This window comes from Archangium lipolyticum, assembly GCF_024623785.1.
GTDB lineage: Bacteria > Myxococcota > Myxococcia > Myxococcales > Myxococcaceae > Archangium > Archangium lipolyticum.
This window is the reverse complement of sequence record NZ_JANKBZ010000005.1, coordinates 179,371-203,645: the sequence shown is the minus strand read 5'-3', so window position 1 is coordinate 203,645 and position 24,275 is coordinate 179,371. Positions and strand designations below refer to the sequence as shown.

The window sequence follows — 24,275 nt, the reverse complement described above, 5'->3', positions numbered from 1 at the left end:
ATGCCCCCTCTCCCTCTGGGAGAGGGCTGGGGTGAGGGTCTTGCTCAGAACGCGTAACGCACGGTGGCCTGCGAGCCGGTGAAGCGCAGCTCGACGGCGCCGTGCTCGCTCTTGTTCTGCTCGCGCCAACGCTGCTTCAGCGGGCCCAGGTCGAAGCTCGCGGTCCGGTTCAGCAGCGCCTCACAGGCATCGCCGTTCGCATCGTGGGCCAGCACGAGCTCCGCCTGGGCCGCTCCCGCCGCCGTCTTCTGGAAGTCGCCCTTCCAGAGCAGGTCGTACGTGTGCTCCTTGCAGCCACCCGAGTGCATCACGCTCGCCACCAGCGTGTCGCCCTGGAGCTCGAGGCCCTTGATGATGATGTCGTCCTTGGGAGACGGAGACGCCGTCACCCGCAGTGCCTTGGGCGTGGAGGCGACAGCGGCCGGTGACTGCTGCTCGCCCGGAGGCGCCTCCACGGGCGTTTCCGCGGGCGTCTCGGCCTGAGGCGCCGGACGAGAGGAGTCACCGCTGGTGGAAGTCGAAGCCCCCGCACAGCCGAGCAGGGAACAGAGAACGAGACCGCTCCAGATTGGCTTTCGCATGGCTCTCCTGACGGGACTCTCCGGGCCTGGATTCATCCGGGACACGGAGGATTCGGGAATGACCCTCACCCTAGCCCTCTCCCAGAGGGAGAGGGAACCCACACAGGAGGGAATCCGGGGTCTACATCCACCCGAGCTGCAGCCGCGCCACGTCCGACATGCGGCTCTGATCCCAGGGCGGATCCCACACCAGCTCGACGTTCGCCTCCTTCACCCCGGGCACGTCCTGCACCTTGCGCCGCACGTCGTCCACCAGCACCGGCCCCATGCCACATCCCGGAGCCGTCACCGTCATCTGGATCTCCACCCGCTGCCCTCCCTCCGGCAGCGGCGTGGCCTTGCACTGGTACACCAGCCCCAGCTCCACGATGTTCACCGGAATCTCCGGGTCGTACACCGTGCGGAGCTGCTCCCAGACGCGCTCCTCGTCGAACTCGCCCTCCACGGCCTGTGACGCGGACTCGGCGGGCTTCGGGTTCTGCGCGACATAGTCGGCGCCCAGCGCATCCGCGTCCTTCTCGTCGACGCGCATGAGCTGCCCGTAGTCCCCCTGCACGGTCACGTTCCCGCCGAGCGTCTGGAGCACCCGCACCTCGGTGCCCGCGGGCACCATCACCCGCTCGCCGCTGGGAATCATCGTCACCTCGCAGTCACGTGCGAGCGGTGTCAGTAAACCCCTCATCCGGACCTCCTCCCTACTCCGTCGAGACCGAGGACGCCTTGCCCTCGAGCGCCGCTCGCAGCGCATGCCATGCCAGGCTCGCGCACTTCACCCGGGACGGGAACTCGTTCACCCCGGACAGCACCGCCAGCTTCCCCAGCGCCTCCGTGTCCAATCCCTCGGGGCCCTCCATCACCAGCTTGTGCACCAGATCGAAGAGCTCCTCGGCCTGGGCCCGCGTCAGCTCCTTCACCGCCCCCGTCATCAGCGACGCCGAGGCCCGTGAGATGGCGCATCCCTGCCCCACGAAGCCCACGTCCTTGATGACATCGCCCTCCATCCGCAGCGTCACCGTGAGCTGGTCGCCACACAGCGGGTTGTAACCGTCGGCCCGCCGGTTGGCGCCCTCCACCTCGCGGAAATTGCGCGGACGCTTGCCGTGCTCCAGCACCACCTCTTGATAGAGGTCCTGCAGATCCGAGCTCATGCGAACACCTCCCGAACCTTGTGCAGCCCGCGCACGAGCGCGTCGATGTCCTCGCGCGTGTTGTACATCGCCAGCGACGCGCGCACCGTGGCCGCCACCCCGAAGCACGACAGCAGCGGCTGCGCGCAGTGGTGGCCCGCCCGGATGGCGACGCCCTCCCGGTCCAGGATGGTGCCCACGTCGTGCGCGTGCACGTCCTCCATGATGAAGGACAGCACCCCCGAGCGCTCGCGCGCCCGGCTCATCAGCTTCACGCCCGGCACGCCCTCCAGCGCCCGCGCCCCGTACTCCAGCAGCTCCCGGTCGTGCGCCGCGATGGCCTCCAGCCCCACCGACTCCACGTAGTCGAGCGCCGCCGCCAGTCCCACCGCCCCCGAGATGTCCGGCGTCCCCGCCTCGAGGCGGTACGGCAGCCGGTTGTAGACCGTCTTCTCCATGGTGACGGTGAGGATCATGTCCCCACCACCCTGCCAGGGAGGCAGCGGCTCCAACATCGCGCTCTTCCCGTACAGCACGCCGATGCCCGTGGGCCCGAACACCTTGTGTCCGGAGAACGCGTAGAAGTCGCAGTCCAGCTCCTGCACGTCCACGCGGAAGTGCTGTAGCGCCTGCGCCCCGTCCACCAGCACGGGTACGCCCTTCCCATGGGCCCGCTTCACGATCTCCCGCACCGGGTTCACCGTGCCCAGCGCGTTGGACACGTGCGTCACCGCGAGCAGCCGCGTGCGCTCCGTCAGCAGCGCGTCGAGCTGCTCCATGCGCAGGTCACCCCGCTCGTCCACCGGCACCACCTTCAGCGTGGCGCCCACCTGCTGGCAGAGCATCTGCCAGGGAACGATGTTGGAGTGGTGCTCCATGGCGGTGATGAGCACCTCGTCACCGGGGCCCACCTTGCTGCGCCCGAACGTCTGCGCCAGCAGGTTGACGGCCTCGGTGCAGCCGCGCACGAAGATGATCTCCTTCGCGTCGCGCGCGTTGATGAACCGGCGCACCCGCTCGCGAGCACCCTCGTAGGCCTGGGTGGCCCGCTCGGAGAGCGCGTGCACGCCGCGGTGCACGTTGGCGTTGTCGTGCGTGTAGTAGCGCACCAGCGCGTCGATGACGGCCTGGGGCTTCTGCGTCGTCGCCGCGCTGTCCAGGTACACCAGCGGCCGGCCCCGCACCTCCTGGTGGAGGATGGGGAAGTCCGCGCGGATGCGCGCCACGTCCAGAGGTGCTCCGCTCATGCCCGTCCCTCCTTCGACGACCCTGGCAGCTTGCGCGCCAGCAATAGCTCCACCTGCTCCCTCAGCGGCGCCAGCGGCACCGCGCCCACCACCTCGGTCGCGAAGGCATGCGTCAGCAGCCACTCCGCGTCCGCCCGGGGAATGCCGCGCGAGCGCAGGTAGAAGAGCGCCTGCTCGTCCAGGCGGCCCACCGTCGCGCCGTGCGCGCACTTCACGTCATCCGCCAGAATCTCCAACTGCGGCCGTGCGTCCGCCATCGCCGCCTCCGACAGCAGGAGGTTGCGGTTGCTCTGGCGCGCATCCGTCCGCTGCGCGTCCGGCCGCACCAGCACCTTGCCGTGGAAGGTGCCGCGTGCCTTGTCGTCCAGCACGCCCTTGTACAGCTCCCGGCTGGTGCAGCGCGGGTGCGCGTGGTCCAGGTTCGTCCAGTTGTCCAGGTGCTGCGAGCCGTGGCCCACGTACAGCCCGTTGAGGGTGCACTCGCCGCCCTCGGCCGCGAAATGGGCGTGCACCTCGTTGCGGGCCAGCGCCCCACCCAGCGAGATGACGTGCGAGGCGAAGCGGCTGTCCCGGCCCTGCGACACGTGCAGGGCGCCGATGTGGAAGGCCGTCTCCGACTCGGCCTGAAGCTTGAGGTGCGTGACCCGCGCCCCCGCGCCCAGCACCACCTCCGTCACCGCGTTGGTGAAGGAGACACCCGGCGCCGCGCCCACGTAGCTCTCCACCAGCGTGAGCTCGCTGTTCTCCCCGGCCACCACCACCACCCGGGGGCTCGCCAGCGCCACGGTGTTGTCACCGCGCGTAAGGAACAGCAGTTGCACGGGCTCGGGGCACACCGTCCCAGGAGCAACCCGCACCACCGCGCCCTCCTCCAGCAGCGCCGCGTTGAGCGCGGTGAAGCCGTTCGACTCCGCGCGCGCCCGCTGGCCCACCACCGCCTCCAACCCCTCTCCGTCCTTCGTGAGCGCCTCGCGCAGGCTGCGCACCGAGAGTCCCTCGGGTGCGCCCTCCAGCCGGGACAGCTCCCGGACGAACCAGCCATCCACGAACACCGCCAGTGGCCCCGTGCCCGGCAGGGCGAGCCGCGCCACCGCCGCCTCCACCCCCGCCTCGTGCACGGTGCGCACGGGGCAGAAGGCATGGCCGGTGATGGGCGCCACGTTCGTGTACTTCCAATCCTCGTTCCTCGAGGTGGGGAAACCCTGGCGCGCCAGCTGCGCGATGCCCTCCTGCCGCAAGGTGCGCAGCCACGCGGGAGCGCCCGCGGCCCTCTCCGCCTGGAAGCGCTCGGCCAGGTCGAGGTAGTGCTGCAGCCCCGCTTCCGTCACGGCCGCGCCTCCTTCCCCGGGCCCTTGCCCTCGCCCAGCCACGCGTAGCCCTTCTTCTCCAGCTCCAGCGCCAGCTCGCGCCCGCCCGTGCGGACGATCTTCCCGGCCGCCAGCACCGACACCTTGTCCGGCACCACGTACTCCAGCAGCCGCTGGTAGTGGGTGATGACGAGCATGCTCCGCTCCGGCGAGCGCAGCGCGTTGATGCCCCCGGAGACGATCCGCAGCGCGTCGATGTCCAGCCCCGAGTCCGTCTCGTCGAGGATGGCCAGCTTCGGCTCCAGCACCGCCATCTGGAAGATCTCGTTGCGCTTCTTCTCGCCGCCGGAGAAGCCCTCGTTCACCGAGCGCTGCATGAAGGCCTGGTCCAGCTGCACCAGCTTGGACTTCTCCCGGGCGAGCTGGAGGAAGTCCATGGCATCCAGCTCCTCCTTGCCCTCGGTGCGCCGCCGGGCATTGAGCGCCGTGCGCAGGAAGTGCAGGTTGCCCACGCCCGGAATCTCCACCGGGTACTGAAAGGCCATGAAGACGCCCGCGTGGGCACGCGCCTCGGGCGGCAGGGACAGCAGGTCCTTGCCATCGAAGAGCACCTCACCCTTCGTCACCTCGTACGTCTCGCGGCCGGAGAGCACCTGCGACAGGGTGCTCTTCCCCGAGCCATTGGGGCCCATGATGGCGTGCACCTCGCCGGGCATGAGCTCCAGGTTGATTCCCTTGAGGACCTCGCGACCCGCCACGCGCACGTGCAGGTCCTTGATGCTGAGCAGCGGCTTCATCCCACGCTTCCTTCCAGGCTCACGCTGAGCAGCTTCTGCGCCTCCACGGCGAACTCCATGGGCAGCTCCTTGAAGACCTGCCGGCAGAAGCCATTGACGATCATCGATACGGCGTCTTCCTTCGAGATGCCCCGCTGCTGGCAGTAGAAGAGCTGGTCCTCGCCAATCTTGGACGTGGACGCCTCGTGCTCCACCTGCGAGGAGGAGTTCTTCACCTCGATGTACGGCAGCGTATGGGCGCCGCACTTGCTCCCGAGCAGCAGCGAGTCGCACTGCGTGTAGTTGCGCGCGCCCTCGGCGCTCTTGAGCACCTTCACGAGGCCCCGGTAGGTGTTCTGCCCGTGGCCGGCGGAGATGCCCTTGGACACGATGGTGCTCTTCGTGTTGCGGCCCAGGTGGATCATCTTCGTCCCCGTGTCCGCCTGCTGCCGGTGGTTGGCGAGCGCCACCGAGTAGAACTCGCCCACCGAGTCATCCCCCTTGAGGATGACGCTGGGGTACTTCCAGGTGATGGCCGAGCCCGTCTCCACCTGGGTCCACGAAATCTTGGCCCGGTCGTGGGCGATGCCGCGCTTGGTGACGAAGTTGTAGATGCCGCCGCGGCCCTGCTCGTCACCGGGGTACCAGTTCTGCACGGTGGAGTACTTGATGGTGGCCCCGTCCATGGCGACGAGCTCCACCACGGCGGCGTGGAGCTGGTTGGTGTCGCGCATGGGCGCGGTGCAGCCCTCGAGGTAGCTCACGTAGCTGCCCTCGTCGGCGACGATGAGGGTGCGCTCGAACTGGCCGGTGTTCTCCGCGTTGATGCGGAAGTAGGTGGACAGCTCCATGGGGCAGCGCACGCCCTTGGGCACGTAGACGAACGAGCCGTCGCTGAACACCGCCGAGTTGAGCGCCGCGAAGTAGTTGTCCGAGTGCGGCACCACCGTGCCCAGGTACTTCTTCACCAGCTCGGGGTGCTCGCGCACGGCCTCGGAGAAGGAGCAGAAGATGACGCCGGCCTTGGCCAGCTTGTCCTTGAAGGTGGTGGCCACGGACACCGAGTCGAACACGGCGTCCACCGCCACGTTCTGCAGCAGCTTCTGCTCCTCCAGCGGAATGCCGAGCTTGGCGTACGTCTTGAGGATCTCCGGATCCACCTGGTCCAGGCTGTCCAGCTTCGGCTTCTGCTTGGGCGCCGAGTAATAGATGATGTCCTGGTAGTCGATGGGCGCGTAGTCCACCTTCTGCCAGCGCGGCTCCTTGAGGGTGAGCCAGTGCCGGTAGGCGCGCAGACGCCACTCGAGCATGAAGTCCGGCTCGTTCTTCTTGGCGGAGATGAGCCGGATGACGTCCTCGTTCAACCCGCGAGGAATGGTCTCGGACTCCACCTCGGTGACGAAGCCCGCTTCGTACTGACGCTTCGTGAGCTCCTGGATGGTTGGCGTGCTCATGAGGGAACTCCTCCCGCGGTAGCGGAGGTGGAATTGGGGTTCTGGGCCGGAGCCGCCGGGCGCGAGGGCACCCCGAGGCCGACGAGGCGCGGCACCGGCGCGCACAGGTCCGCCAGGGTCAACCGCCCGAGCGCGTCCTGGATGGTGCGGTTGATGATGCGCCAGTGGCCACGTACCCGGCACACCGTCTCCAGCTCGCAGGTCCCCGCGGGCGGATGGGCGCCATGCGCGCCACACTCGGTGAGGGACACGGGCCCCTCGAGCGCGGTGATGATCTCCGTGAGGGGAATGCCATCAGCGGGCCGGGCCAGGCCGTAGCCGCCGCTCGCCCCCCGGTGGGACACCAGCAGGCCAGCGCCCTGCAGCCCCTTGAGCACCTTGCTCACCGAGGGCAGGGGCACACCGGTACCGGCCGCCAACTCCCTCGCCGTGCGCGTCTCGCTCCCAGCGCGCGCCAGCTCGGTCAGCAGCACGATGCCGTAGTCGGTCATCTTGCTCATCCGGAGCATTCGGGGTCTCTCCAGCCATCCTGCCCACCGGATTCCGGGGGACCTGGGCGTGTTGGCTCTTTAAACAGGACCAGGTTGGTCCGCATTAAAAATCGTGCCAACACACGCTCGGCGCCCTGGACGCTCCAAGACCTGGAGTGCGAGCGCTTTTCACCCCCCCTGCCGCCAGGAGAGGGGCGTCATCGAACGTGGAGGAGAAACCAGGGAGAAGGCGGGCCGCGAGGCCATGGCACCGGGACGTGGCGCCATGGCCCGCGAGCTTCACGAGCCTTCGGACGAATCGAGCCGCAGCAGGACGAGCGTGGCCACCTTGCGCACGGAGGACGAGGCATCCTCCCGGCTCACCTGCTCCAGCGTCTCCCGGATCTCCAGGTAGCGGGGCGCCTCATCCGCCAACACCTTGACGATCAACTGCCGCACGCTCTCGGAGGGATCCTGGCGGACCCGCCGGAGGAGCTCCCCCACCGTGGCAGCCGAGAGCCGCCGGAACGAGAGGGAGACCACCGCCTCGCCCCGCACGCTGGCGGCCTCGTCCCGCGATGCCACCTCGAGCAGCAGGCGCTCCGCGGCCTCGGTCTCGATGAAGCGCAGGGCCGAGACGCCCTTCTGGCGGACCGCGGCATTCGGGTCCTTGACGGATTGGGAGAGGTACTCGAAGCCCTGGGGCGAGCCCGTATTGCCGAGCGTCTGGATGGCCACCACCCGCTCCTCCAGGTTCCGCGCGGAGCGCGCGAACTCGACGCCCTCCTGCACGAGCCGCTCCGCGCGCCCCGGCTCCTGCTCCTGGAGCGTACGGGCCATGTTCCCGAGCGCCAGGCGCGCCGTGTCACGCACCTCGCCCAGGGCATGGTCGCGCACGAGCGCATGGAGCGCCGACTCCGTGGCCTCGGTGGGTTTGGCGACCATGCCGAGCAACGGGGTCAGTGTCCGTTGATGGGGGAGCCGGTCCCCGGTGGCCTCGATGGCGGCCACCAGCGCCTGCTGGGCTTCCGGAGTCCCCGCGGAGACGAGCGCTCCGGCCACGAGCTGGAAATCCAGCTCGTGGGGACCCTTGGAGAGCGCGAGCAGCTTGCTGGCGTCCTGGCAGGTCTCCGGATGCAGCAGGAAGAGCGCCCTGAACTTGAGGAAGAGCTTCGCCCGGTCCGGCGAGGCCGCGCCCACCTTCTCCAGCAGGGACTGCCAGGTCTCGTCCCCGAGTTCCTCCCGCTGGATGCGCTCCTCGATACGGGCATCGGCGTCGCGCGCCGCGAGATCACCTGCCCGCACTCCCCGGGAGACCTGGGCCGAGAAGGCCCGCTGCAGCGCCTGGGGGTCCACCGTCGGCGGGGCCGCGCCCGTGTCTGGAGTCAGCGCCAGGCTGCCGGTGGTCTGACCGAAGGTCCGGCCGCCGAACGTGAGCGAGACCTCCACGCGGGAGCGCAGGCTCCGGAGCTGGTACGTGTCGAGCTCGAGCTCCAGCGTGCTCTCACTGCCGGGCAGGGCACGAACCAGGGGCTTTACCGTCTTCATATCCTGCCCGGAGCCGGTGGCCAGGTACTCCTGACGAACCTTGGTGACCCGGGCGAGGTCCGGCCCGGGCAACGCGAGGGCATAGGAGGCGTTGTACCGGCCGTTGACATCCTCCTCCTCCGAGGTCCAGCTCCCGCCGTCGCGCAGGGGGCCCTTCAGGCTCACCGAGCGCATCGACAGCATGTCCCTCAGGATGTTCTCTCCCAGGGGAGAGAAGCTGGGATCGAAGTGGATGGACCGCACGCTCCCATCGGAGCCCATCACCACGAAGCTCTTGCCCTCCACCAGCTCCCGCGCTCCCATCGGAGCGCCACCGCCCCCGATCCCACCACCCGAGCGGAAGTGGCCCTTGGCGTCCTCGACGGACACCTCGAGGACGTGACTCGTGGCATCCGTGCGCACACACGTCTCCCGCCAGCGGCCCGTCACCACCGTCTCGGCGGACTGCCCCTCCGGCGAAGCACCCAGGGAGAAGCCGAAGGCCGGGTCGGACATCTGCCCGCGAGACTCATAAGACAAGGCATAGGCGCGGGACTGCCCCGGGACACACGTGAGCGACAAGCCCGCCGCATCCCCACGGCCCCACTTCCACCATGCCAGCGATCCGCCCCCGACGAGCGCCAGGAGCAGCCCCACGCCTAGCTTCTTCATGACTTCGTCCACTCCCTCAGTTGGTTCTCGTACTGCAGCAGCAGCTCATCCAGTCCGCTCGCGATGGAGCTCACACGCGAGTGCTCGGTGAGCACCTTCGCCACCGCGGGGCTGTTCACGTCCTCGGAGATCGCCTTCATCGTCGCCCAGAGATGGCTCTGCGAGGTGTTCTCGATCTCCAGCAGCCGCAGCTCCGCGTTGGCCTGGTTCACCTCCATCACGTCCTCGGCCTTGAGGTCTCCCGTGGCCTTCACGCCACTCGGGCTCCACACCCACTTGTAGTTGAAGAGGTTTCCGTCGCGCTTGAACCCCTCCCACCTGAAGAAGTCCCAGCGCCCCTCCCACTTGCCGAAGAAGTAATTCACCCGGGCGTAGGCGTAGAGACTGCCGCTGAGCGCGTTCAGGCTGTTGGTGCCAGAGAGCTCCACGATGAGGGTGGGCTCCTCGTCGAACTCCACCCGCGCGGCGCCCTGCAGGGTGACGAAGTCCTCGGCGAGGATGAGCGTGCCGCCCACTCCCGCGCTAGCAAGGCCGAGATCGATCCCCACCTGCGCATAGGCCCGCGCCGAGGCGAAGGGCACGGCGTGGGCTCCAACCTGGAGGGGAAGGACGTCATAGCCATAGTTCGAGCCTGCCGTGGCTTGGAAGCCGAACATGGCTTTCGCGGGAATGGGGCCGATCTGGAAGCGGTAGCTCACTTCGTAGTGCACCGGCCACTCCACCTTGTCGTCATAGCGGATGCCCTGCTGCTGCCAGTTCTTGCTCCAGAGCACCTTGCCCACACCGCGCACCTCGACCAGGAGCTGGCCCGTGTCGGTGGCGGGAGCCTGGGCATGGGCCTGCGCCGAGAGCACCTCGCCCTCCCACAAGCCCAGCAGCGCCGCGTTGAGGGCGCCACGCGCGTCGCCCACCGCATCCACCTTGCTGGCGCGCAGCGACAGGCTCGCCTGCGCGTTCAACCACAGCTTCGACTTCTCACCCACCTCGAAGGACCAGGCGCGCTCCTTGAACATCGGCTTGAGCTCGGCGCGCTTGATCTCCGGCACCGGGGCGCTGAAGGGTGGCACTTCGGGGAGGTACACCCTCACGCTCTCGTCATCGGCCTTCTGGTAGAGCTCGTCCCACGAGGGGATCTGATCCGTGTACCGCTTCCACGCGGCCTCGACCTTCTTGAGCCGGTCTTCGACGGACCAGGGGCCGGGGCCGTTCTGGCGGATGTCCTCGGAGATGAGGTTGCGCTGCGCCGCGAGCAGCTCGATGCAGGTCTTGAGCTCGGACAGCGTCGAGATGTCCGTGTCGCGCAGCGAGTAGCCCCACTGGTTGAGGTCGTACTCGAGATCATTGACCTGGTTGAAGAAGTCGCTCGCGAGCATCTTCACCCCGGGCTGGACCTCGATCTCCTCGTTGGGCAGGTACGGCTCGCCCGTCTGGGGATTCTTCATCGGGATGGGGTTGAAGGCGATGGGCGGCTTCTTGTTGAGCTGGAGCTCCTCGCACGTCACCGCGGAGGCCTCGCCAGCGTATCCCACCATCGCCACGGCCAGGAGCGACGACACGGCCACTGCAATCATTCGTGTATTCATGGTCGTCCTCTCTCAGTTCCGCTGCGCGGCCTCGAACTGCTCGGTCCACCCGTACTCGACGAACCGGAGCTTCGCGTCGGACATGGCCTGAAGATCCGTCAGCTTCAGTGCCGCCAGGAGCGCGAGCTTCTCGCAGGCCACTGGCGGGTTGGCGATCTTGCAGATCGCTCCGAGCGAGGCCTTCTCGACGTTGATGAACTCATACACGAGGTCGGCCTTGGGAATGCCATAGGAGAGCAGCCCGGTGGCGTGCCCCTCGATGGCCGTGCAGAGCTGGGTGGCCCGCGCCTTCGCCGCGGCCACGTAGCTGGCTGGCGACGTGAGCGTGGCGAGCGTGGCCTGGCTGCTCATGCACAGCGCCCGCGCCTGGGTGAGCGACTCCTCCACGTGGAAGATCTGCAGGTTCAGCGCGTAGCGGTTCATGTCGTTCTCCGCCTGGGTGAGCTTCGCCAGGATCGGATCCACGACCTTCTCCGCGGTCAGCAGCGCCTGCACCGAGGCCAGGGTCTGCTCCAGCGGGTAGCGGGCCCGCTCCAGCAGTGCGATCCGGACGCGGGCGAGCACCCCCAGACGCGAGTCATTGGCGATGGTCTCCAGCCGCGGCAGCCTGCTGGTGGCGATCTGCCCCACCTGCGAGAGCGCCAGGCGCAGCTCGTTCTCCCGCTGCGAGAGGCTCTGCAGCACGGTGGCGTACTCGGAGAGCTCCGGAGGAACCGGCTCGGTGTTCGCCGGGCCGAGCAGGTCCAGGGCCATGTCCGCCGAGGCCTTCACGGCCTTTGCCTCGTTCGTGAGCTGGAGGAGGCCGTCGCTCTGCTCGCGCAACAGCCCCTGGAGCTCCGCCTCGAACTCCGCGTACGGGATGTCCTTCTGCAGGTCCGCGAGCGCCATCACCTTGAACCAGCCCACCACCCATTCCTGGGCGGACTGCTCCCACGCCTCGGTCCGGGCGCTGATACTGCGCTCCCCGCTCAGGAAGAGGTCGCGGGCCTGCCGATAGTGCCCGTGACGCTGCGAGGCGGCGTTGGCCGCGGTGTATGCCCTCACCGCCTTCGCCTCACGCTCCGCCATGTCGTCGCTCGCGACGGCCCCACCTGGGGACGTGAGAGCGCCTGCCAATAACAAACAACCCACCCAACGTCTCATGGTACTCTCCCACTGAGCATGGAGCGATCCACCGCCCGGCCCGGATCACTTCCATGCCGGGCCGGCCGGGAAGGCCAGGCCCTGGTTGAACTAGACGGCCGGGGTATTGCGAAGGCACACGAGGGCCCTCACGGGTGCCTCCGGCCATACCGGAGTCCGCGGGAAGAGCCCTCGTGTGCGTGGAATCGGGGTACTACACCGCCGGGACGTTATCGAGTGCGTCCACGAGCGACTGCTCCGCCTGCGCCTGCCAGCGAATGAAGCGATTGACGAGATTCGTCCCGGCCTCGACCTCCGCGTCGAGCTCGGCGCGAATGGCGGCGATGACTTCCGTCCCCGCTTCGTCGAGCTCCGGCTGCGAAACCGGCGGAGGCTGGTTGAGCAGTGCGTTGTTCACCGTGGCGAGCATCGTCTTATAATGGATGTTCGCGGGGAAGGCGGTGACGAGCGCCTCGAGCCTCTCCTTCAAGAGGTTCAGCTTCGCGTCATCCCAGGTCGACAGCGCGTGGTAGTCCTTGGCCAGCAGGTAGAGCTGCGCGGAGAGATTGATGATCTTCGCCTGCGACTGTGCCTGCGACGTCCACAACACCAGGGTGTTGGTGGAGGGGAACACCTTGGCGCTGGACACGGTCAGCGAGCAGCCGGGCCGGAAGCTCAACCGCTGGGTGGTGACCGGGTCCGGGTCGTAGGTCTGCAACGTCCCATTGCCGACGACCCCGGTGAGCAGTCCATTCGTGGCGCCCATGACGAAAGGCACGTACTCCTGGTCCGTCGCGACGCCGACGTTGATGGCGTGGCCACTGCACGGGAAGCTGTAGGAGATGGTGTAGTCCGTCTCGTAGATCGTCCCGTCCTCGAGGATGGGCGCGGCCAGCAGCTTCTTCGTCAGCGAGCAGCGGTAGAGACTGAACCCGCTGTTCTGGCAGACGAGCAGGTTCTCCTGCGCGGAGGCCTCCGCGCCCAGGAACGCCACACCGGCCACCACCAATGATGAGATGAGATTTTTCACGGATTGCTCCCGAACCAGGCCCCCTCGTAGGGCCACGACTGAAGAACGAGCTTGCGAAGCGTCAGGCCGGTGTTCGGCATGAGGTTGCAGACGGAGATCTGGACGAAGTCCTGCTCTTCGACCTCGAACTGGAGCATCACCGGAACGGTCTTGGCGGTGAGCGAGTTCTCGATCTGGCCCCAGAAGATGCGCCCCAGGATCGGATCCTCGTAGAGCAGGAAGCGGTTCGGCATGTGTTGAGTCCCGAAGAGCGCGGAATACGTCTCCTGCGTGCCGTCGACCTTGGTGACCACCGCCATCACCTGACCCAGGTTGACCTGGTACTGGTTCTGGTCGTTGAGCGGGCCACTCCAGGTCACGGTCATGACGGGGATGTACTGTGCGTACCCGGCGGCGTGACCGATGGGCAGCTGCGGCGACAGCGCCAAGCAGCCGGGCCGGTAGGCGCTATCGTACGGCAGGGTATAGGCCGCGTCCGTCTTCTGGCCATAGGGGAAGGGCGTCTCGAACCCGGAACTGTTGACGGTGTACCGGATTCCTCCCGTTCCATAGGTCGTGACGTCGACGGGAGACTGCTGCGCCATGGCCGTCGAGGCGCAGAGGAACAACAGGGAAACGAGGGGGGCGATGGATTTGTTCATGGGTTCTTGTTCATCCTGGCGATGTCAATTCGTGTATCCGAGCCGGTAGACCTCGAACTGCTTGTGTTTCAGGGGATCCTGGAAGATGCATTTTCCCTCCGGAAGCGCCGGGCACTCGGAGGGAGTGAGCTCTTGCGCGAGCTGCTGGATGAGCGGGTTCGACAGGGGAGCGGAGCAGGAGGTCTCCTGACGCAACGAGATGAAGCGCGCCAGGGCCACGGGAGCCGCCCACGAGGTGCTGAGATACAGGAGGGTGCCCGAACCAACCCCGCTCAGGCCCGCGACCCTGAGCGGCGTCGCGTTGCAGTTCGAGTACAGGTCGCACCCGTGATTGATGTACAGGTCCGCGTCACCAGGCTTGGGGAACGCGAAGTCGGGAAGCCGTGTCGCCCCCCGCCCCCGCGTGTCGACGCCGGACTCGAGCGCGCCGAAGACACCGATGCGCAGCCGGTTGGGATAGGCACTGGAGGCGAGGTCGAAGGGGGAGTCTTCCGGAGCCTGAACCTGGTCCGAGGCGTGCACCGCGAAGACGCCCTCCGTGTTGAACAGCGCGTCCATGATGGGCGCGTAGGCCAACAGCTTCGCGCGCAACACGTCGTCACCGGGGAGAGGGCTCCGACAGACACGTTGCCACTCCTCACGGATGACCTTCATGCTGAAGCCAAAGCTCGCGTTGATGTAGCGGACCCCCTTTTCGTGCATCACCCCGCGCAGCCCGTCCGCCGTGGTCCGGGCCACCGCCTCGAGCCGCTGCTGGGCTCCAGGGTCCGTGCCAGGCGCGCAGAAGGACTCCGGCGCGAGGGTCGAAAGGAAGAGTGAGTCCACGTCCAACAGGACGATGGCGTGGTGGGGAACCCGATCGACGAGCGCGGCGAAGACCGTCAGCCCGTGGCCGAACATGTCGACATGACCGCGATAGGTCGTGAGGATGGGGGTCACGAGCTCACCCAGGCTCGCGGCGGGGATGAAGTCCGGGGAGGCGAACCGGGTGAGGACCTCGCCCAGCACCCTGGGAACCCTCCAGGTGTGCGAAGCGGGCTCGATGTGCCCTCCTGGCCGGGCCCGGAAGAAGCCCTTCAGACGGTTGCGGTAACGGAGCAGACCCGTGTGGAGGTAGGGGAACTGGTCGATGACCAGGATGGCTTCACCCGTATCCCGCGTCATGGCGAAGTCCCCCGGGGAGTAGACGTAGGACGCCCAATCACAGGCGCTGTCATCCGCCGATTCCAGGAAGCACCGGTCCTGCTCGATGGCCTGCTTCGCCTCGGAGACCTGCTCGCTCAGCGCGGCGGGCTGGGCAAGGATACTTCCTCCGTCCTCCACCCCCCCTGGGGGAGCCAGCTCACAACCCACGACGGACAAGAGAAGGACCCCACAGGCAGTCCCCTTCATGAAACGCGTCTTGCATTCCCACATGTCATCCTCCGACGGCCAGCATGGCCACGCGTTTGGCTTCCTCGATGTCCGTCGTCACCCAGAAGCCCGAAACGAGTGAGTCGATATAGATTTTGCGAATCTCGAAGGGGAGATTCCGGCTGTAGCCGAGCTGCTCCGCCAGTTGCTGCCTGGATTGGAAGGCCCCCGGGCCCTTCACCTCGGCGAATGTCCTGAGAAGGTCCTGGAGATCCTGGGTGCGGCCGCGATCGAGCTCGCCCCGGGCGGCCGCGAGCTCCGACGTCAGACCGCTCACGACGGACAAGGCAAGTGCATCGTCGCCGCGCCGCGTCGCCTCGCGGACGACCTCGACGGCGAAATAGCGGGCCTCCGCCTGGAACTCTCCGAAGGCCTGTTTGGCGAAGGCAGGGTCCGACAGGGTCTGGGCGGCGATGTCGCGCCCCTCCGGGTTGTCGAGCACCTCCGCCGCGAGCCGCTTGCGCTCGCGTCTGCTGTTGAAGAGCCCCTGGTAGGCGAGCATCTCGCGGAAGGCATCGCGCACCTGCTCGACGTTTTCCCTCTTGAACCGTCCCACGTTCTCCGCGGGCCGTGCGGGCTCCATGGAGGAGAGCCGCTCCTGGGCCATCACGCGGACGTTCTCCTCCATGTCCTGGAGCACCTGCTGGGGTGCACCCGTGGCCGGGAGGGTCGGTGAGGCGTCCTGGGACGCGGTGGCAACCGCGGATACGGCCCTGGGAGCCGGAACGGATGGTGCCGGCCCGGCAACCGCCGGGGCCTCCTCGTGCGCGCCTTCACGCCCGAGCAGCACGAGTGAGACAGCGACCAGGAGCGCGAGAACCGCCGCGCCCGCGACTGTGCGTGGATTCCTCATCATTGACCTCATGACACGCTCCAGGGAAGCCGCGAGGGCTCGCGGAGCGCGTCAGGGAACGGGAGGCGGGGGAGATGCCATCCCTCGAGGACGGCGCCCTCCCCCACTGCTCCGCTAGACGACAGACATTACTTGCGCAGGTTGATGGAACCGAGCTCGTGCGAGAGCTCGCCCTGCCAGGCGAGGTCGCCCACCAGGACACCTTCCGCGGCGATGATGTGCTCACTCACCTCGGAGGAATCCACGCGGAAGTTGTAGACGTCCTTGCTGGTCGTCTCGCGCAGGATGTCCTTCACCTTCAGATGGGAGCCGTCGACCCCCACGAAGGAGTCCTTCTTCGTGACGTCGCTCGCCTTGACCATGCGGCCGTCGGCCAGGAGCATGCCGTGGTTCTGGGTGACTTTGAGCGTCTGTCCCTGGTCGAGGACGAAGACGTAGAGCGACTGCTCCTCGGGCCCCTTGGTCATGTTCTCGATCGACCGGGGGTTGAAGAGGGGAGCATCCAGGGACGCCTCCGAGCTGAGGCTGGCGAGCACGCTCTCGACGGAGAGCGCCTCGGCGGCCATCCAGAGCAGCTGGCCCTCGGAGCCGATGCTCATGATGCGCGTGCTGGCCTCGAAGCACCCCTCCGGGCAGACGGAGGCGATGTGCCAGTCATTGGCCCAACGCCCGTAGTCCATCACGGACGGGCAGAGGTGGGCCTCGCGGAGGTACGCGAGCCCATCGTCGGTCACCAGGTTGTGAAACCTGGCGTTGTTCTGCCAGGAAGTGCAGACCTCCGCCGGAATGGCATAGGCACAACGCGGCAGCGAGCCCCCCTTGTACTTGCACTCGATGGACCACCGGTCGGCCGGCTCCGGGAGGACGCTCGGGCAAGGAGGGGGCGGGGGCGGCGGATCCACGGGATCCTCGGGCTCATTCCCAGGGCCGCCGCAATCGCGGCAATCCATCGCCTGCTCGGCGCTCGCGAGCGCCTCCGTCTCGCTGGAGACCTCCGTCCCCCCACAACCCACGGCGGATAGAGAGACTCCCAACCAAATAGCAGCCACAAAGCCACTACGCGTCATAATAGTGCTCCCTCAACGACTTGCGTTTTTGATGTCGAGCGGGAATTGGCCGGCCCAGCACATACATCCGGCGGACAAGAGAACACCGCTCGGGAGCCGCGCGAGCCACCCGGTCAGGCGCCAGCACGCATCCCGATATCCAACCTCGATGCTCTTGTCTTTGGACTTCCCCCTCGAAGAGAGCGCGTCGCTCTCAGGCACGCACTAATCGCACAATCAGTGGTGGACGCGCAACTCAAAACCAATCTTTTCACTTTAAGAGAATCCTCCATTTTTGAGCAGACTTAGCGAAAATCGACCCTCCCAGCCGTGACAGTCATTGCCGTCGACCGTCACGACGCATGAAAAACACTCGTGACGGCAGACAGCAATTGCTGTCACGAGACGTGAAAACCAGCCGTGACGGCTGACAGCAATTGCCGTCACGAGACGTGAAAACCAACCGTGACCACGGACAGCGATTGCCGTCACGGCACATGAAGCAGGCAGGAGCGGCAGATGCACCCGGATGCGGACGCCCTGGTCTTTTCACGTGAGGTGAGAAACCCTTCACCACGCCGTGAGACGCGGAGCGCCAGAGCCTCCGGAGTGCGCTAGAAGGCGGGCGCCCCCCTTGCCGTCCCTGGAGGAAATCCGCATGCGCCGTCACGCCGTCCCGTTGTTGCTCGCCGCGCTCACCGTGCTGGTGGCCGCCTGTGAGAAGAAGACGCAGCCCGCGCCCACCACTCCCCCGCCCGCCCCCTCGCAGGCCGCGGCCCCCTCCGGTGGGACTCCGGCGGACGCGGACACCATCCTCCTGGGCCAGGTGGGCAGCCTCACCGGCAGCGAGGCCACCTTCGGCATCTCCGCGCGCAACGGCATCGACCTGGCCCTCCAGGAGACCAACGCCGCCGGGGGGGTGAAGGGCAAGAAGCTGGCGGTGCGCGTCTACGACAGCCAGGGCAAGCCCGAGGAGGCCGCCCAGGCCGCCACGCGCCTCATCACCCAGGACAAGGTGGCGGTCATCCTGGGCGAGGCCGCTTCGTCCAACTCGATGGCCATGGCGGAGAAGGCCCAGGCGGCCGGGGTGCCGATGATCACCCCCTCGTCCACCAACCCCGCCGTCACCCAGAAGGGCGACTACATCTTCCGCGTCTGCTTCATCGACCCGTTCCAGGGCTTCGTGATGGCGAAGTTCGCCCGCGAGAACCTGAAGTTGACCCGGGTGGCGGTGCTGCAGGACAACAAGAGCGCGTACTCGGTGGGGCTGACGGACGTGTTCAGCCGGAAGTTCTCCGAGATGGGCGGGACCATCGCCGGAACCGAGAGCTACTCCAAGGGTGACACGGACTTCCGCGCGCAGCTCACCGCCCTCAAGAAGACCAAGCCTCAGGCGCTCTTCGTCCCCGGCTACTACACCGACGTGGGCATCATCGCGCGTCAGGCACGCGAGCTGGGGCTGACGGTGCCGATGCTCGGCGGCGACGGCTGGGAGTCCGACAAGCTCTTCGAGCTGGGCGGCGAGGCCATCGAGGGCAGCTACTACGCCAACCACTACTCGGTGGACAACCCGGACCCGCGCGTGCAGGGCTTCATCTCCAAGTACAAGGCCGCCTACGGCGCCGTGCCCGACAGCGTGGCCGCCCTGGCCTATGACGCCGCGATGCTCGCCATCGACGCCATGAAGCGCGCGCCGGACCTGTCGGGCGCCTCCATCCGCGATGCCATCGCCACCGCCAAGAGCTTCCCGGGCGTGGCCGGCACCATCAACCTCGACGAGAACCGCGATCCGGTGAAGCAGGCCGTCATCCTCAAGGTCGAGGGCGGAAAGACGAAGTTCGTCACCACCGTCGAGCCGTAGGCGGCCCTCGTCTCAGACGCCAGCGGCCGCCGCGGCGACCTCCGACCAGACCCGGCGCGGGAGCGGGTGCAGTCCCGGCCTCGCCCCCGCGCCCTCCTCGGAGAAGATGTAGCCGAGCCCCGCCACCATCGTGGCCAGGGTGACGTCGAAGGCGTTCAGGCTGTCTCCCCACCCCGCCGTGAGGTTCGCCATCGAGCCTCCCGCGAACAGGTAGACGGTCCGCCCGTGGGGCCGCGTCTCCTCGACGTGCGGGACGACCTCGCGCCGGGTCCCGAGCGCCCCCACTTCAATCTCGTTCGCCACGTGCCCCACGTTGAGCAGGAAGCACCCGGACTTCAGGTGCTTCACCTCCTCGGCGCCAATGACTCCCGCCACCCCCGTGGCCGTGACGATGACGTCGGCCCGCGCGAGCAGCTCTGGCGACATCGGCCCCGCCTCCCACCCCGCATAGCGCGCCTCCAGCAGCCGCGCCGGATCCCTCTCCGCCACCGTCACCGTCCCTCCGAGGGCCCTCGCCACGTCCGCGATGCCCTGCCCCACCAGCCCGTAGCCCACCACCAGCACCCGCCTGCCATGCAGGGTGAGATGGGTCCGCTCGCAGAACGACTGCCACGTGGAGAGCCCCACCAGCCAGCGGTTGTGCAGGCCCTCCTTGATGGGCAGGTCGTCCCAGTTGAAGATCGGGTAGCGCGGCGTCAGCGACCGCAGCCGCGCGATCCCCGAGCCCGTGGCCTCCAGCCCCGCCTTCACCCGCGTCTCCAGCCCCCGCTCGTGGATGGCCGCCGAGAGGTCCGCTCCCATCTCGCACAGGTGCGTGGGCCCCCACGCCACCGCCTTGTCGATCGCCGAGGCGTACTCTTCCCCGGGCATGTCCTTCCAGGCGTGCGCCTCGGCCCCTCGCTCCCGCAGGTACGCGACCACCTCGTCCCGCACCGTGGTCGGGTTGCACGTCGCCAGGAACACCGCCGCCCCCTTCTCCAGCAGCGTCTCGACCGCCACCACCATCTTGAGGTCCAGGTGCATCGAGCACGCGAGCCGCACCCCGTCCAGCCTCGGCAATGCCTCGCACCACCTCCGCGTCAGCGACATCTGTAGCTTCGCCCACCCCAGGTCTCGTGCGAACGCGTCCATGCGTGGTTCCTCCGACAATGCTTCAGCGGGCGAGCGGGTATGGGGACGACCCTCACCCTGACCCTCTCCCAGAGGGAGAGGGGACATACACGGTGGCCCGCCGGGAACGCAGCCGGTTTGTTGCCTCCCTGGTCACCCACCAGCGGTTCGAACGCTTGCCGGGTCTCCCTCCGTTCGGCACAGTCCTGGCTTGCTCCTGATGCGTCTCGCCCCACCCTGACTGTGTGGGGGCCTCGCCTCCGGTTCATTTCCAGAGAGGAACGGACGTGCTCAAACACATCCTCGTCGCCATCGATGGCTCGGAAACGTCGCGCAAGGCGGCGCGCTTCGCCCACGACCTGGCGCAGCAGACGAACTCGCGCATCACCCTCCTCTTCGTCCTCGAGCCCCCTCGGGTCGTCCCCTTCGGGTTCCTGGACTCCGAGCTCATCTCCGGCCCCCAGCGCACCCCGGAGGAGCTGGACGCCGTGCGGCGCATGCTCGACGAGCTCTCCGCCGACCTGCCCAAGGCCCAGGTGGACAAGGTGGTGGAGATCGGCCGCCCCGCCGACACCATCGTCTCCATGGCCGACAAGCTGGGCGCGGACCACATCGTGGTGGGCGCTCGCGGTCTCAACCCCGGTGGCAAGTGGTTGCTCGGCTCCGTCAGCGACCGCGTCGTCCAGCACGCCGGCCGCCCCGTCACCGTCGTCCATTGACCCGGCGCGTCATCGCACCCTGGCTACGCGGCGCTCGTGCATCCCCCTGCACATAGCCGCCAAGTCCGCTTCGCATGCACCTGGGGTGCGCCCCCGCAACCCCACGAAAGTCCGGGCCCCAACATCCGGCACGACACTGGCTAGGCTGTCGGAGCATGAACACCTCAGGGGGAAAGAAGATGGGACAGCGGACCCGGGTCGTCGGAGCACTCGTCTGGTTGCTGGTCGCGGGTTGTCAGACACCTGGAGCCATGGGCTCGGGGGGCATGAGCGCGTCCAACTCGAACTCGGGTGACTCCTCTGGCAACTCGAACTCGGGTGACTCCTCTGGCAACTCGAACTCGGGTGACTCCGGCTCTGGCGACTCTGGCAACTCCAGTCAGTCCAATTCAGGTGAGTCCACCCAGGCCGACTCGAGTCAGTCCAACTCGAGCCAGTCCGAGAGCAGCAAGACCTCGGGCCAGACGAGCGGCGGCTCCTCGAAGTCCTCAGAGGCCACCTCCCAGAACTCCGCCGAGAGCTCGAAGACGAGCTCGGAGAGCTCCAAGAGCAGCCAGTCCAACTCCGGCTCGGTCGTCTCCGTCACCACCATCGGCGCCACCGTGGGCGGGTTGGGACTCATCATCTGGCAGGCGCTGAAGGTCGTTCCCGCCGCGCCCGCGCCGGCGGCGGTGGGCCAGGCCGCCCAGGTGTACCTGCGCGCGCGCACCCATCAACTCCGGGAGGACCTGGCCCTCGGTGCCGGTCCCACCATCGAGGATCTCGCCGCCATGGCGCGCATCCGCCGCGAGAACCTCCGCGTCTTCGGCCGGCTGCTGCGCGAGCACCGCACGGAGCTGCTCACCCTCGCCGACTCCTCGGCGCTCACGCCCGAGCGCGCCATCGCCTGGCTCGAGCGCGTGGGCCAGCTCGCGCGCACCGAGCCCCGGCTGGACGCGGACCGGCGCGCGTTCCTCGCCTCCCACGGGGTCGTGGAATGAGAGACCTCCTGGCGCTGGTGGCAGGGCTCCTGATGGCGCTGCCCGCCAGCGCCGGGGAGACACTCGCGGAGCGCGTCCACTGGTTGGAGGCGGAGCACGGCCTGGTCCTGCGCGCTCCCGCCTCCGAGGACGCCGCGCTCGTGGCGGAGGTGGAGGCCGGACTCGCCGCGCTTCCCCCCGCCCTGCGCCGTGTGCCCGGCGGGCCGCTGGAGCTGGTGCTTCACCCGGCTCCGGCACCGCTCGGCATGGGCAATGAGTCCCCGCGGCGACCGGAATGGAGCGAGGGCCGGGAGCGCTTCCACCTCTATGCCTTCGTCCCCACCCAGGAGCGGCGCGCCACGCTGCGCACGGCCCGCCTCACCGACACGGAGCTGGAGCGGCTGTGGCGGCGGCGCGCGGTGGTGCACGCGGTGATGCAGCGCTGGGACGATGTGCGCGGATGGAGCCGCACCGCGCGCTGGCGCCGGCTGTCCGGCTGGCTCGCCCCTTTCGAGCGGCCCCTCACCTTCGTCGAGGAGGCACGTCTCTCCTACGAGGGCGCCTTCAGCCGGGCACGCGGACAGAAGAGCGCTTCGTTGGACCTGGTCACCTTCGCCGAGGAGCTCTTCGTCCCCGTGGAGTCCCTCCGCGAGGAGGCGCTCTCCGTGGACGACCGGGTGCGCTGCCAGGAGCTGTCCAAGGCACGTGCGCTCGGTGAGTTGCTGGCGGCCGATGGGCTCTGGACACCACCGCCGCGAGGACACTGCCCCGCCTTCGACACGTGGGCGGAGGCCGGGAAGCTGTCGCACTTCGAGCTGCTGCTCGCCGTCTCCACGGGCCGGCAGCCCGAGTCGCTCTTCGGCCACCTGTTGATGAGGCCGGTGTGGCGTGAGGGCGACACGCCGCGGGGGCCGAGCTTCGAGGCGGTGGTGCAGCCCGTGGCCCTGACGGGGATGGAGACGGGCGGTCCAAGCTACATCGTGAAGGGGCTGTCCGGAGGCTTCTCGCTGGGCTTCCTCACCGCGACGCGGGGAGACCTGTCGCATGAGACGCTGGAGCTGGAGCAGCGCACCATCCGCCGCTACCGCCTGCGGCTCACCCCGAGCGAGCAGGTGCGGCTGCTGGAGCGCGTCTGGGAGATGGAGCGGCGCGGCTACCTGCCCTACTACTTCCTGACGGACAACTGCGCGAGCGCGCTCCTCTTCCTCGTCAATGGCGCGCTGGAGGGAGGCCGCGCGGTGCGCGCGCCCGGAGTGCTCTGGGTGCTGCCGAGTGCCACCCTGGATGCGTTCGCCCGGATGGAGGTGACAGGTCCGGACGGAAAGCGGCAACCGCTCCTGGAGTACGTACCGGACGCGCTCGAATCCACCGGGGAGCGTGCCTGGCGGGCGCACGAGTCACGACAGGAAGCACTCGATGCACTGGCCACGCGGGTGAGCGCCGGGGTGCTCACCCGGCTGCGCCTGCTGGACCGGCGCCTCCAATCCCCCGAGCCGGAGAAGCGCCGGGAGGCGTGGTCCCGGGTGCCCGCGCTGGTGGAGGCCGCGCTCGCGTCCGTGCCAGAAGTGGAGCGGGACTCCGTGCGCACGCTGCTCCACGCCTATGTCGCCTGGTCCGTCCGGGTGGAGCGCTCGGAGATGGACCGGGCCGAGGACGAGCGGATGAAGGTGGAGCGCGACCGGCTCGTGAAGATTCGAGGACCCGTGCCCACGCCCCAGGACGGCCTGCGCGAGCGCCAGCAGCTCTTCGAGCGTGAGGACGAATTGCAGCGGCGGCTCGCGGTGCTCGACCGCATCGCCTATTTCCAGCAGGCGCTGGCCACCGCGCAGCGGCGCGAGCCCACCCGGAAGGAGGCGCGCACGCTCGCGCGAGCCGAGGCCGTGGAGGCCACCTTCGTCACCGCCACCGAGGTGCAGGGTGCGCTCCACTCCGGGCCGCTCTCCGAGGTGGACCCGGTGGACTTCCTCGAGCGCGACCATGCGCGGAAGGTGCGGGAGGAGAGTGAGCTGGCCTCGCGCGCCCTGCCGCGCTCGGGGGCGGGCCGGATGTCGGTGGCGCTGGGAATGGACCAGCTCCCCTCGGGACACGCGCGGCCGGTGGTGACCCTGTGGACGTCCGGGCTGAGCGAGGCCATGGGCGAGACGTACCTGCACGGCATCCGGCCCGGAAATGACCTGCGCGTGCTCGATGGCGAGATACGCGTGGAGCCGAGGCGCGGGATGCCTCGTGTGCTGGACTCCCGGCTCACCCTGCTGGGCTACCGCACCCTGCTGCGGGAGCCGCCCTGGCACCGGCGCACGCTACTCGACGAGCTGGGCTGGGGCATGGAGGCGCTGATGGAGACCCGGGAGGCGGGAACGGACCTGCGGTATCGGGCCACCGCCCAGGGTGAGGCACTGCTGGTCGTGGACGAGGGCACCCGCTTCCACCGCTACACCACGCTGGGCGTGGGCGCCCGGACCGGGATGCGCTGGGGGCTGGACGCGCTCGTTCCCATCGTGGGGCCCCGGCTCACCTTCTCGCAGCGCGTGGGCCTGCCCGGCTCGCTGGCCAACGCGGTGCGCCTGGAGGCCGCCTGGTCCCCCCTGTTCATCCTGTCCCGGGGGTTGCGGCACGAGGCGGAGGCCTCGCTCCGGGTGGATCTGCTCGTCGGACACTGGGCACGCCGGAGTGTCCGGCTCTCGCCCCGGGCCCAGGTGCGTTGGGAGGGTACGATCGACGGCTGGCCCTCGGGCCGGGCCGAGCCCCGACTGGACCTGGCCGTCGAGCTGATGTGA

General features: G+C 68.3%; 21 protein-coding genes. 4 read left to right on the top strand and 17 right to left on the bottom strand.

Annotated features, from left to right (window positions below; genetic code table 11):
• Positions 1-44: 44 nt before the first annotated feature.
• The 16 genes from NR810_RS13735 to NR810_RS13660 all read right to left on the bottom strand — a co-directional run bounded on the left by NR810_RS13735 (position 45) and on the right by NR810_RS13660 (position 16,837).
• The gene (locus NR810_RS13735; RefSeq protein ID WP_257452598.1) at positions 45-581 is read right to left on the bottom strand and encodes a hypothetical protein; all 537 of its coding nucleotides are present in this window, start codon (positions 579-581) and stop codon (positions 45-47) included.
• Between the two features lie 121 nt (positions 582-702).
• On the bottom strand, positions 703-1,263 hold the full coding sequence (gene sufT / locus NR810_RS13730) for a putative Fe-S cluster assembly protein SufT (RefSeq protein ID WP_257452597.1): 561 nt from the start codon (positions 1,261-1,263) through the stop codon (positions 703-705).
• Between the two features lie 13 nt (positions 1,264-1,276).
• Positions 1,277-1,729: a Fe-S cluster assembly sulfur transfer protein SufU gene (sufU, locus tag NR810_RS13725; RefSeq protein ID WP_257452595.1), complete on the bottom strand. Its 453-nt coding sequence runs from the start codon at positions 1,727-1,729 to the stop codon at positions 1,277-1,279.
• A complete protein-coding gene (locus NR810_RS13720; protein WP_306818151.1) occupies positions 1,726-2,955 on the bottom strand; it encodes a cysteine desulfurase in 1,230 nt (409 codons plus the stop codon). The genes sufU and NR810_RS13720 overlap by 4 nt, the downstream gene beginning before the upstream one ends.
• On the bottom strand, positions 2,952-4,283 hold the full coding sequence (gene sufD, locus NR810_RS13715) for a Fe-S cluster assembly protein SufD (protein WP_257452593.1): 1,332 nt from the start codon (positions 4,281-4,283) through the stop codon (positions 2,952-2,954). Before sufD ends, NR810_RS13720 begins: the two co-directional genes overlap by 4 nt.
• Entirely contained in the window at positions 4,280-5,059 is a 780-nt protein-coding gene (gene sufC / locus NR810_RS13710; protein ID WP_257452592.1) for a Fe-S cluster assembly ATPase SufC, read from the bottom strand. Before sufC ends, sufD begins: the two co-directional genes overlap by 4 nt.
• Complete coding sequence (gene sufB, locus NR810_RS13705; protein WP_257452589.1) at positions 5,056-6,492, bottom strand: Fe-S cluster assembly protein SufB; 1,437 nt, start codon at positions 6,490-6,492, stop codon at positions 5,056-5,058. The genes sufC and sufB overlap by 4 nt, the downstream gene beginning before the upstream one ends.
• Positions 6,489-7,001, bottom strand: a complete 513-nt coding sequence (locus NR810_RS13700; protein ID WP_257452586.1) for an SUF system Fe-S cluster assembly regulator — start codon at positions 6,999-7,001, stop codon at positions 6,489-6,491. Before NR810_RS13700 ends, sufB begins: the two co-directional genes overlap by 4 nt.
• 261 nt (positions 7,002-7,262) lie before the next feature.
• Positions 7,263-9,161 (bottom strand): HEAT repeat domain-containing protein, encoded by a 1,899-nt coding sequence (locus tag NR810_RS13695; RefSeq protein WP_257452583.1) that lies wholly within the window; start codon positions 9,159-9,161, stop codon positions 7,263-7,265.
• Entirely contained in the window at positions 9,158-10,744 is a 1,587-nt protein-coding gene (locus tag NR810_RS13690) for a hypothetical protein (protein ID WP_257452581.1), read from the bottom strand. Before NR810_RS13690 ends, NR810_RS13695 begins: the two co-directional genes overlap by 4 nt.
• A 12-nt stretch (positions 10,745-10,756) precedes the next feature.
• Positions 10,757-11,812, bottom strand: a complete 1,056-nt coding sequence (locus NR810_RS13685) for a hypothetical protein (RefSeq protein WP_257452579.1) — start codon at positions 11,810-11,812, stop codon at positions 10,757-10,759.
• A 268-nt stretch (positions 11,813-12,080) separates the two neighbouring features.
• Positions 12,081-12,896, bottom strand: a complete 816-nt coding sequence (locus NR810_RS13680; RefSeq protein ID WP_257452577.1) for a hypothetical protein — start codon at positions 12,894-12,896, stop codon at positions 12,081-12,083.
• A complete protein-coding gene (locus NR810_RS13675) occupies positions 12,893-13,537 on the bottom strand; it encodes a hypothetical protein (RefSeq protein ID WP_257452575.1) in 645 nt (214 codons plus the stop codon). The genes NR810_RS13680 and NR810_RS13675 overlap by 4 nt, the downstream gene beginning before the upstream one ends.
• 24 nt (positions 13,538-13,561) lie before the next feature.
• Positions 13,562-14,899, bottom strand: coding sequence for a globin family protein (locus NR810_RS13670; protein WP_257452573.1), 1,338 nt, complete (start codon positions 14,897-14,899; stop codon positions 13,562-13,564).
• A gap of 55 nt (positions 14,900-14,954) precedes the next feature.
• Positions 14,955-15,803, bottom strand: coding sequence for a hypothetical protein (locus NR810_RS13665; RefSeq protein WP_257452570.1), 849 nt, complete (start codon positions 15,801-15,803; stop codon positions 14,955-14,957).
• 128 nt (positions 15,804-15,931) lie between these two features.
• Positions 15,932-16,837 carry a hypothetical protein gene (locus tag NR810_RS13660; protein ID WP_257452568.1) on the bottom strand — a complete coding sequence of 302 codons (906 nt, stop codon included), beginning with the start codon at positions 16,835-16,837 and terminating at the stop codon, positions 15,932-15,934.
• 670 nt (positions 16,838-17,507) lie between these two features.
• Here NR810_RS13660 and NR810_RS13655 point away from each other — a divergent pair.
• Entirely contained in the window at positions 17,508-18,710 is a 1,203-nt protein-coding gene (locus NR810_RS13655) for an ABC transporter substrate-binding protein (RefSeq protein ID WP_257452565.1), read from the top strand.
• Positions 18,711-18,722: 12 nt separating this feature from the next.
• Here NR810_RS13655 and NR810_RS13650 read toward each other — a convergent pair whose 3' ends face one another.
• Entirely contained in the window at positions 18,723-19,841 is a 1,119-nt protein-coding gene (locus NR810_RS13650) for an adenosylhomocysteinase (protein ID WP_257452562.1), read from the bottom strand.
• 266 nt (positions 19,842-20,107) lie between these two features.
• Here NR810_RS13650 and NR810_RS13645 point away from each other — a divergent pair, with 266 nt between their 5' ends.
• The 3 genes from NR810_RS13645 (at position 20,108) to NR810_RS13635 (ending at position 24,275) form a co-directional block, all read left to right on the top strand.
• On the top strand, positions 20,108-20,539 hold the full coding sequence (locus NR810_RS13645; protein WP_257452560.1) for a universal stress protein: 432 nt from the start codon (positions 20,108-20,110) through the stop codon (positions 20,537-20,539).
• A 179-nt stretch (positions 20,540-20,718) separates the two neighbouring features.
• Positions 20,719-21,519: a hypothetical protein gene (locus tag NR810_RS13640; RefSeq protein ID WP_257452557.1), complete on the top strand. Its 801-nt coding sequence runs from the start codon at positions 20,719-20,721 to the stop codon at positions 21,517-21,519.
• On the top strand, positions 21,516-24,275 hold the full coding sequence (locus tag NR810_RS13635; RefSeq protein ID WP_257452554.1) for an Lnb N-terminal periplasmic domain-containing protein: 2,760 nt from the start codon (positions 21,516-21,518) through the stop codon (positions 24,273-24,275). The genes NR810_RS13640 and NR810_RS13635 overlap by 4 nt, the downstream gene beginning before the upstream one ends.

What these genes read in the sequence shown, in the direction of transcription:
- NR810_RS13735 (WP_257452598.1), bottom strand. Translation starts at nt 581, where the DNA reads ATGCGAAAGCCAATCTGGAGCGGTCTCGTTCTCTGTTCCCTGCTCGGC.
- sufT (WP_257452597.1), bottom strand. Translation starts at nt 1,263, where the DNA reads ATGAGGGGTTTACTGACACCGCTCGCACGTGACTGCGAGGTGACGATG.
- sufU (WP_257452595.1), bottom strand. Translation starts at nt 1,729, where the DNA reads ATGAGCTCGGATCTGCAGGACCTCTATCAAGAGGTGGTGCTGGAGCAC.
- NR810_RS13720 (WP_306818151.1), bottom strand. Translation starts at nt 2,955, where the DNA reads ATGAGCGGAGCACCTCTGGACGTGGCGCGCATCCGCGCGGACTTCCCC.
- sufC (WP_257452592.1), bottom strand. Translation starts at nt 5,059, where the DNA reads ATGAAGCCGCTGCTCAGCATCAAGGACCTGCACGTGCGCGTGGCGGGT.
- sufB (WP_257452589.1), bottom strand. Translation starts at nt 6,492, where the DNA reads ATGAGCACGCCAACCATCCAGGAGCTCACGAAGCGTCAGTACGAAGCG.
- NR810_RS13700 (WP_257452586.1), bottom strand. Translation starts at nt 7,001, where the DNA reads ATGCTCCGGATGAGCAAGATGACCGACTACGGCATCGTGCTGCTGACC.
- NR810_RS13695 (WP_257452583.1), bottom strand. Translation starts at nt 9,161, where the DNA reads ATGAAGAAGCTAGGCGTGGGGCTGCTCCTGGCGCTCGTCGGGGGCGGA.
- NR810_RS13690 (WP_257452581.1), bottom strand. Translation starts at nt 10,744, where the DNA reads ATGAATACACGAATGATTGCAGTGGCCGTGTCGTCGCTCCTGGCCGTG.
- NR810_RS13685 (WP_257452579.1), bottom strand. Translation starts at nt 11,812, where the DNA reads ATGGCGGAGCGTGAGGCGAAGGCGGTGAGGGCATACACCGCGGCCAAC.
- NR810_RS13675 (WP_257452575.1), bottom strand. Translation starts at nt 13,537, where the DNA reads ATGAACAAATCCATCGCCCCCCTCGTTTCCCTGTTGTTCCTCTGCGCC.
- NR810_RS13665 (WP_257452570.1), bottom strand. Translation starts at nt 15,803, where the DNA reads ATGAGGAATCCACGCACAGTCGCGGGCGCGGCGGTTCTCGCGCTCCTG.
- NR810_RS13655 (WP_257452565.1), top strand. Translation starts at nt 17,508, where the DNA reads ATGCGCCGTCACGCCGTCCCGTTGTTGCTCGCCGCGCTCACCGTGCTG.
- NR810_RS13650 (WP_257452562.1), bottom strand. Translation starts at nt 19,841, where the DNA reads ATGGACGCGTTCGCACGAGACCTGGGGTGGGCGAAGCTACAGATGTCG.
- NR810_RS13640 (WP_257452557.1), top strand. Translation starts at nt 20,719, where the DNA reads ATGGGACAGCGGACCCGGGTCGTCGGAGCACTCGTCTGGTTGCTGGTC.
- NR810_RS13635 (WP_257452554.1), top strand. Translation starts at nt 21,516, where the DNA reads ATGAGAGACCTCCTGGCGCTGGTGGCAGGGCTCCTGATGGCGCTGCCC.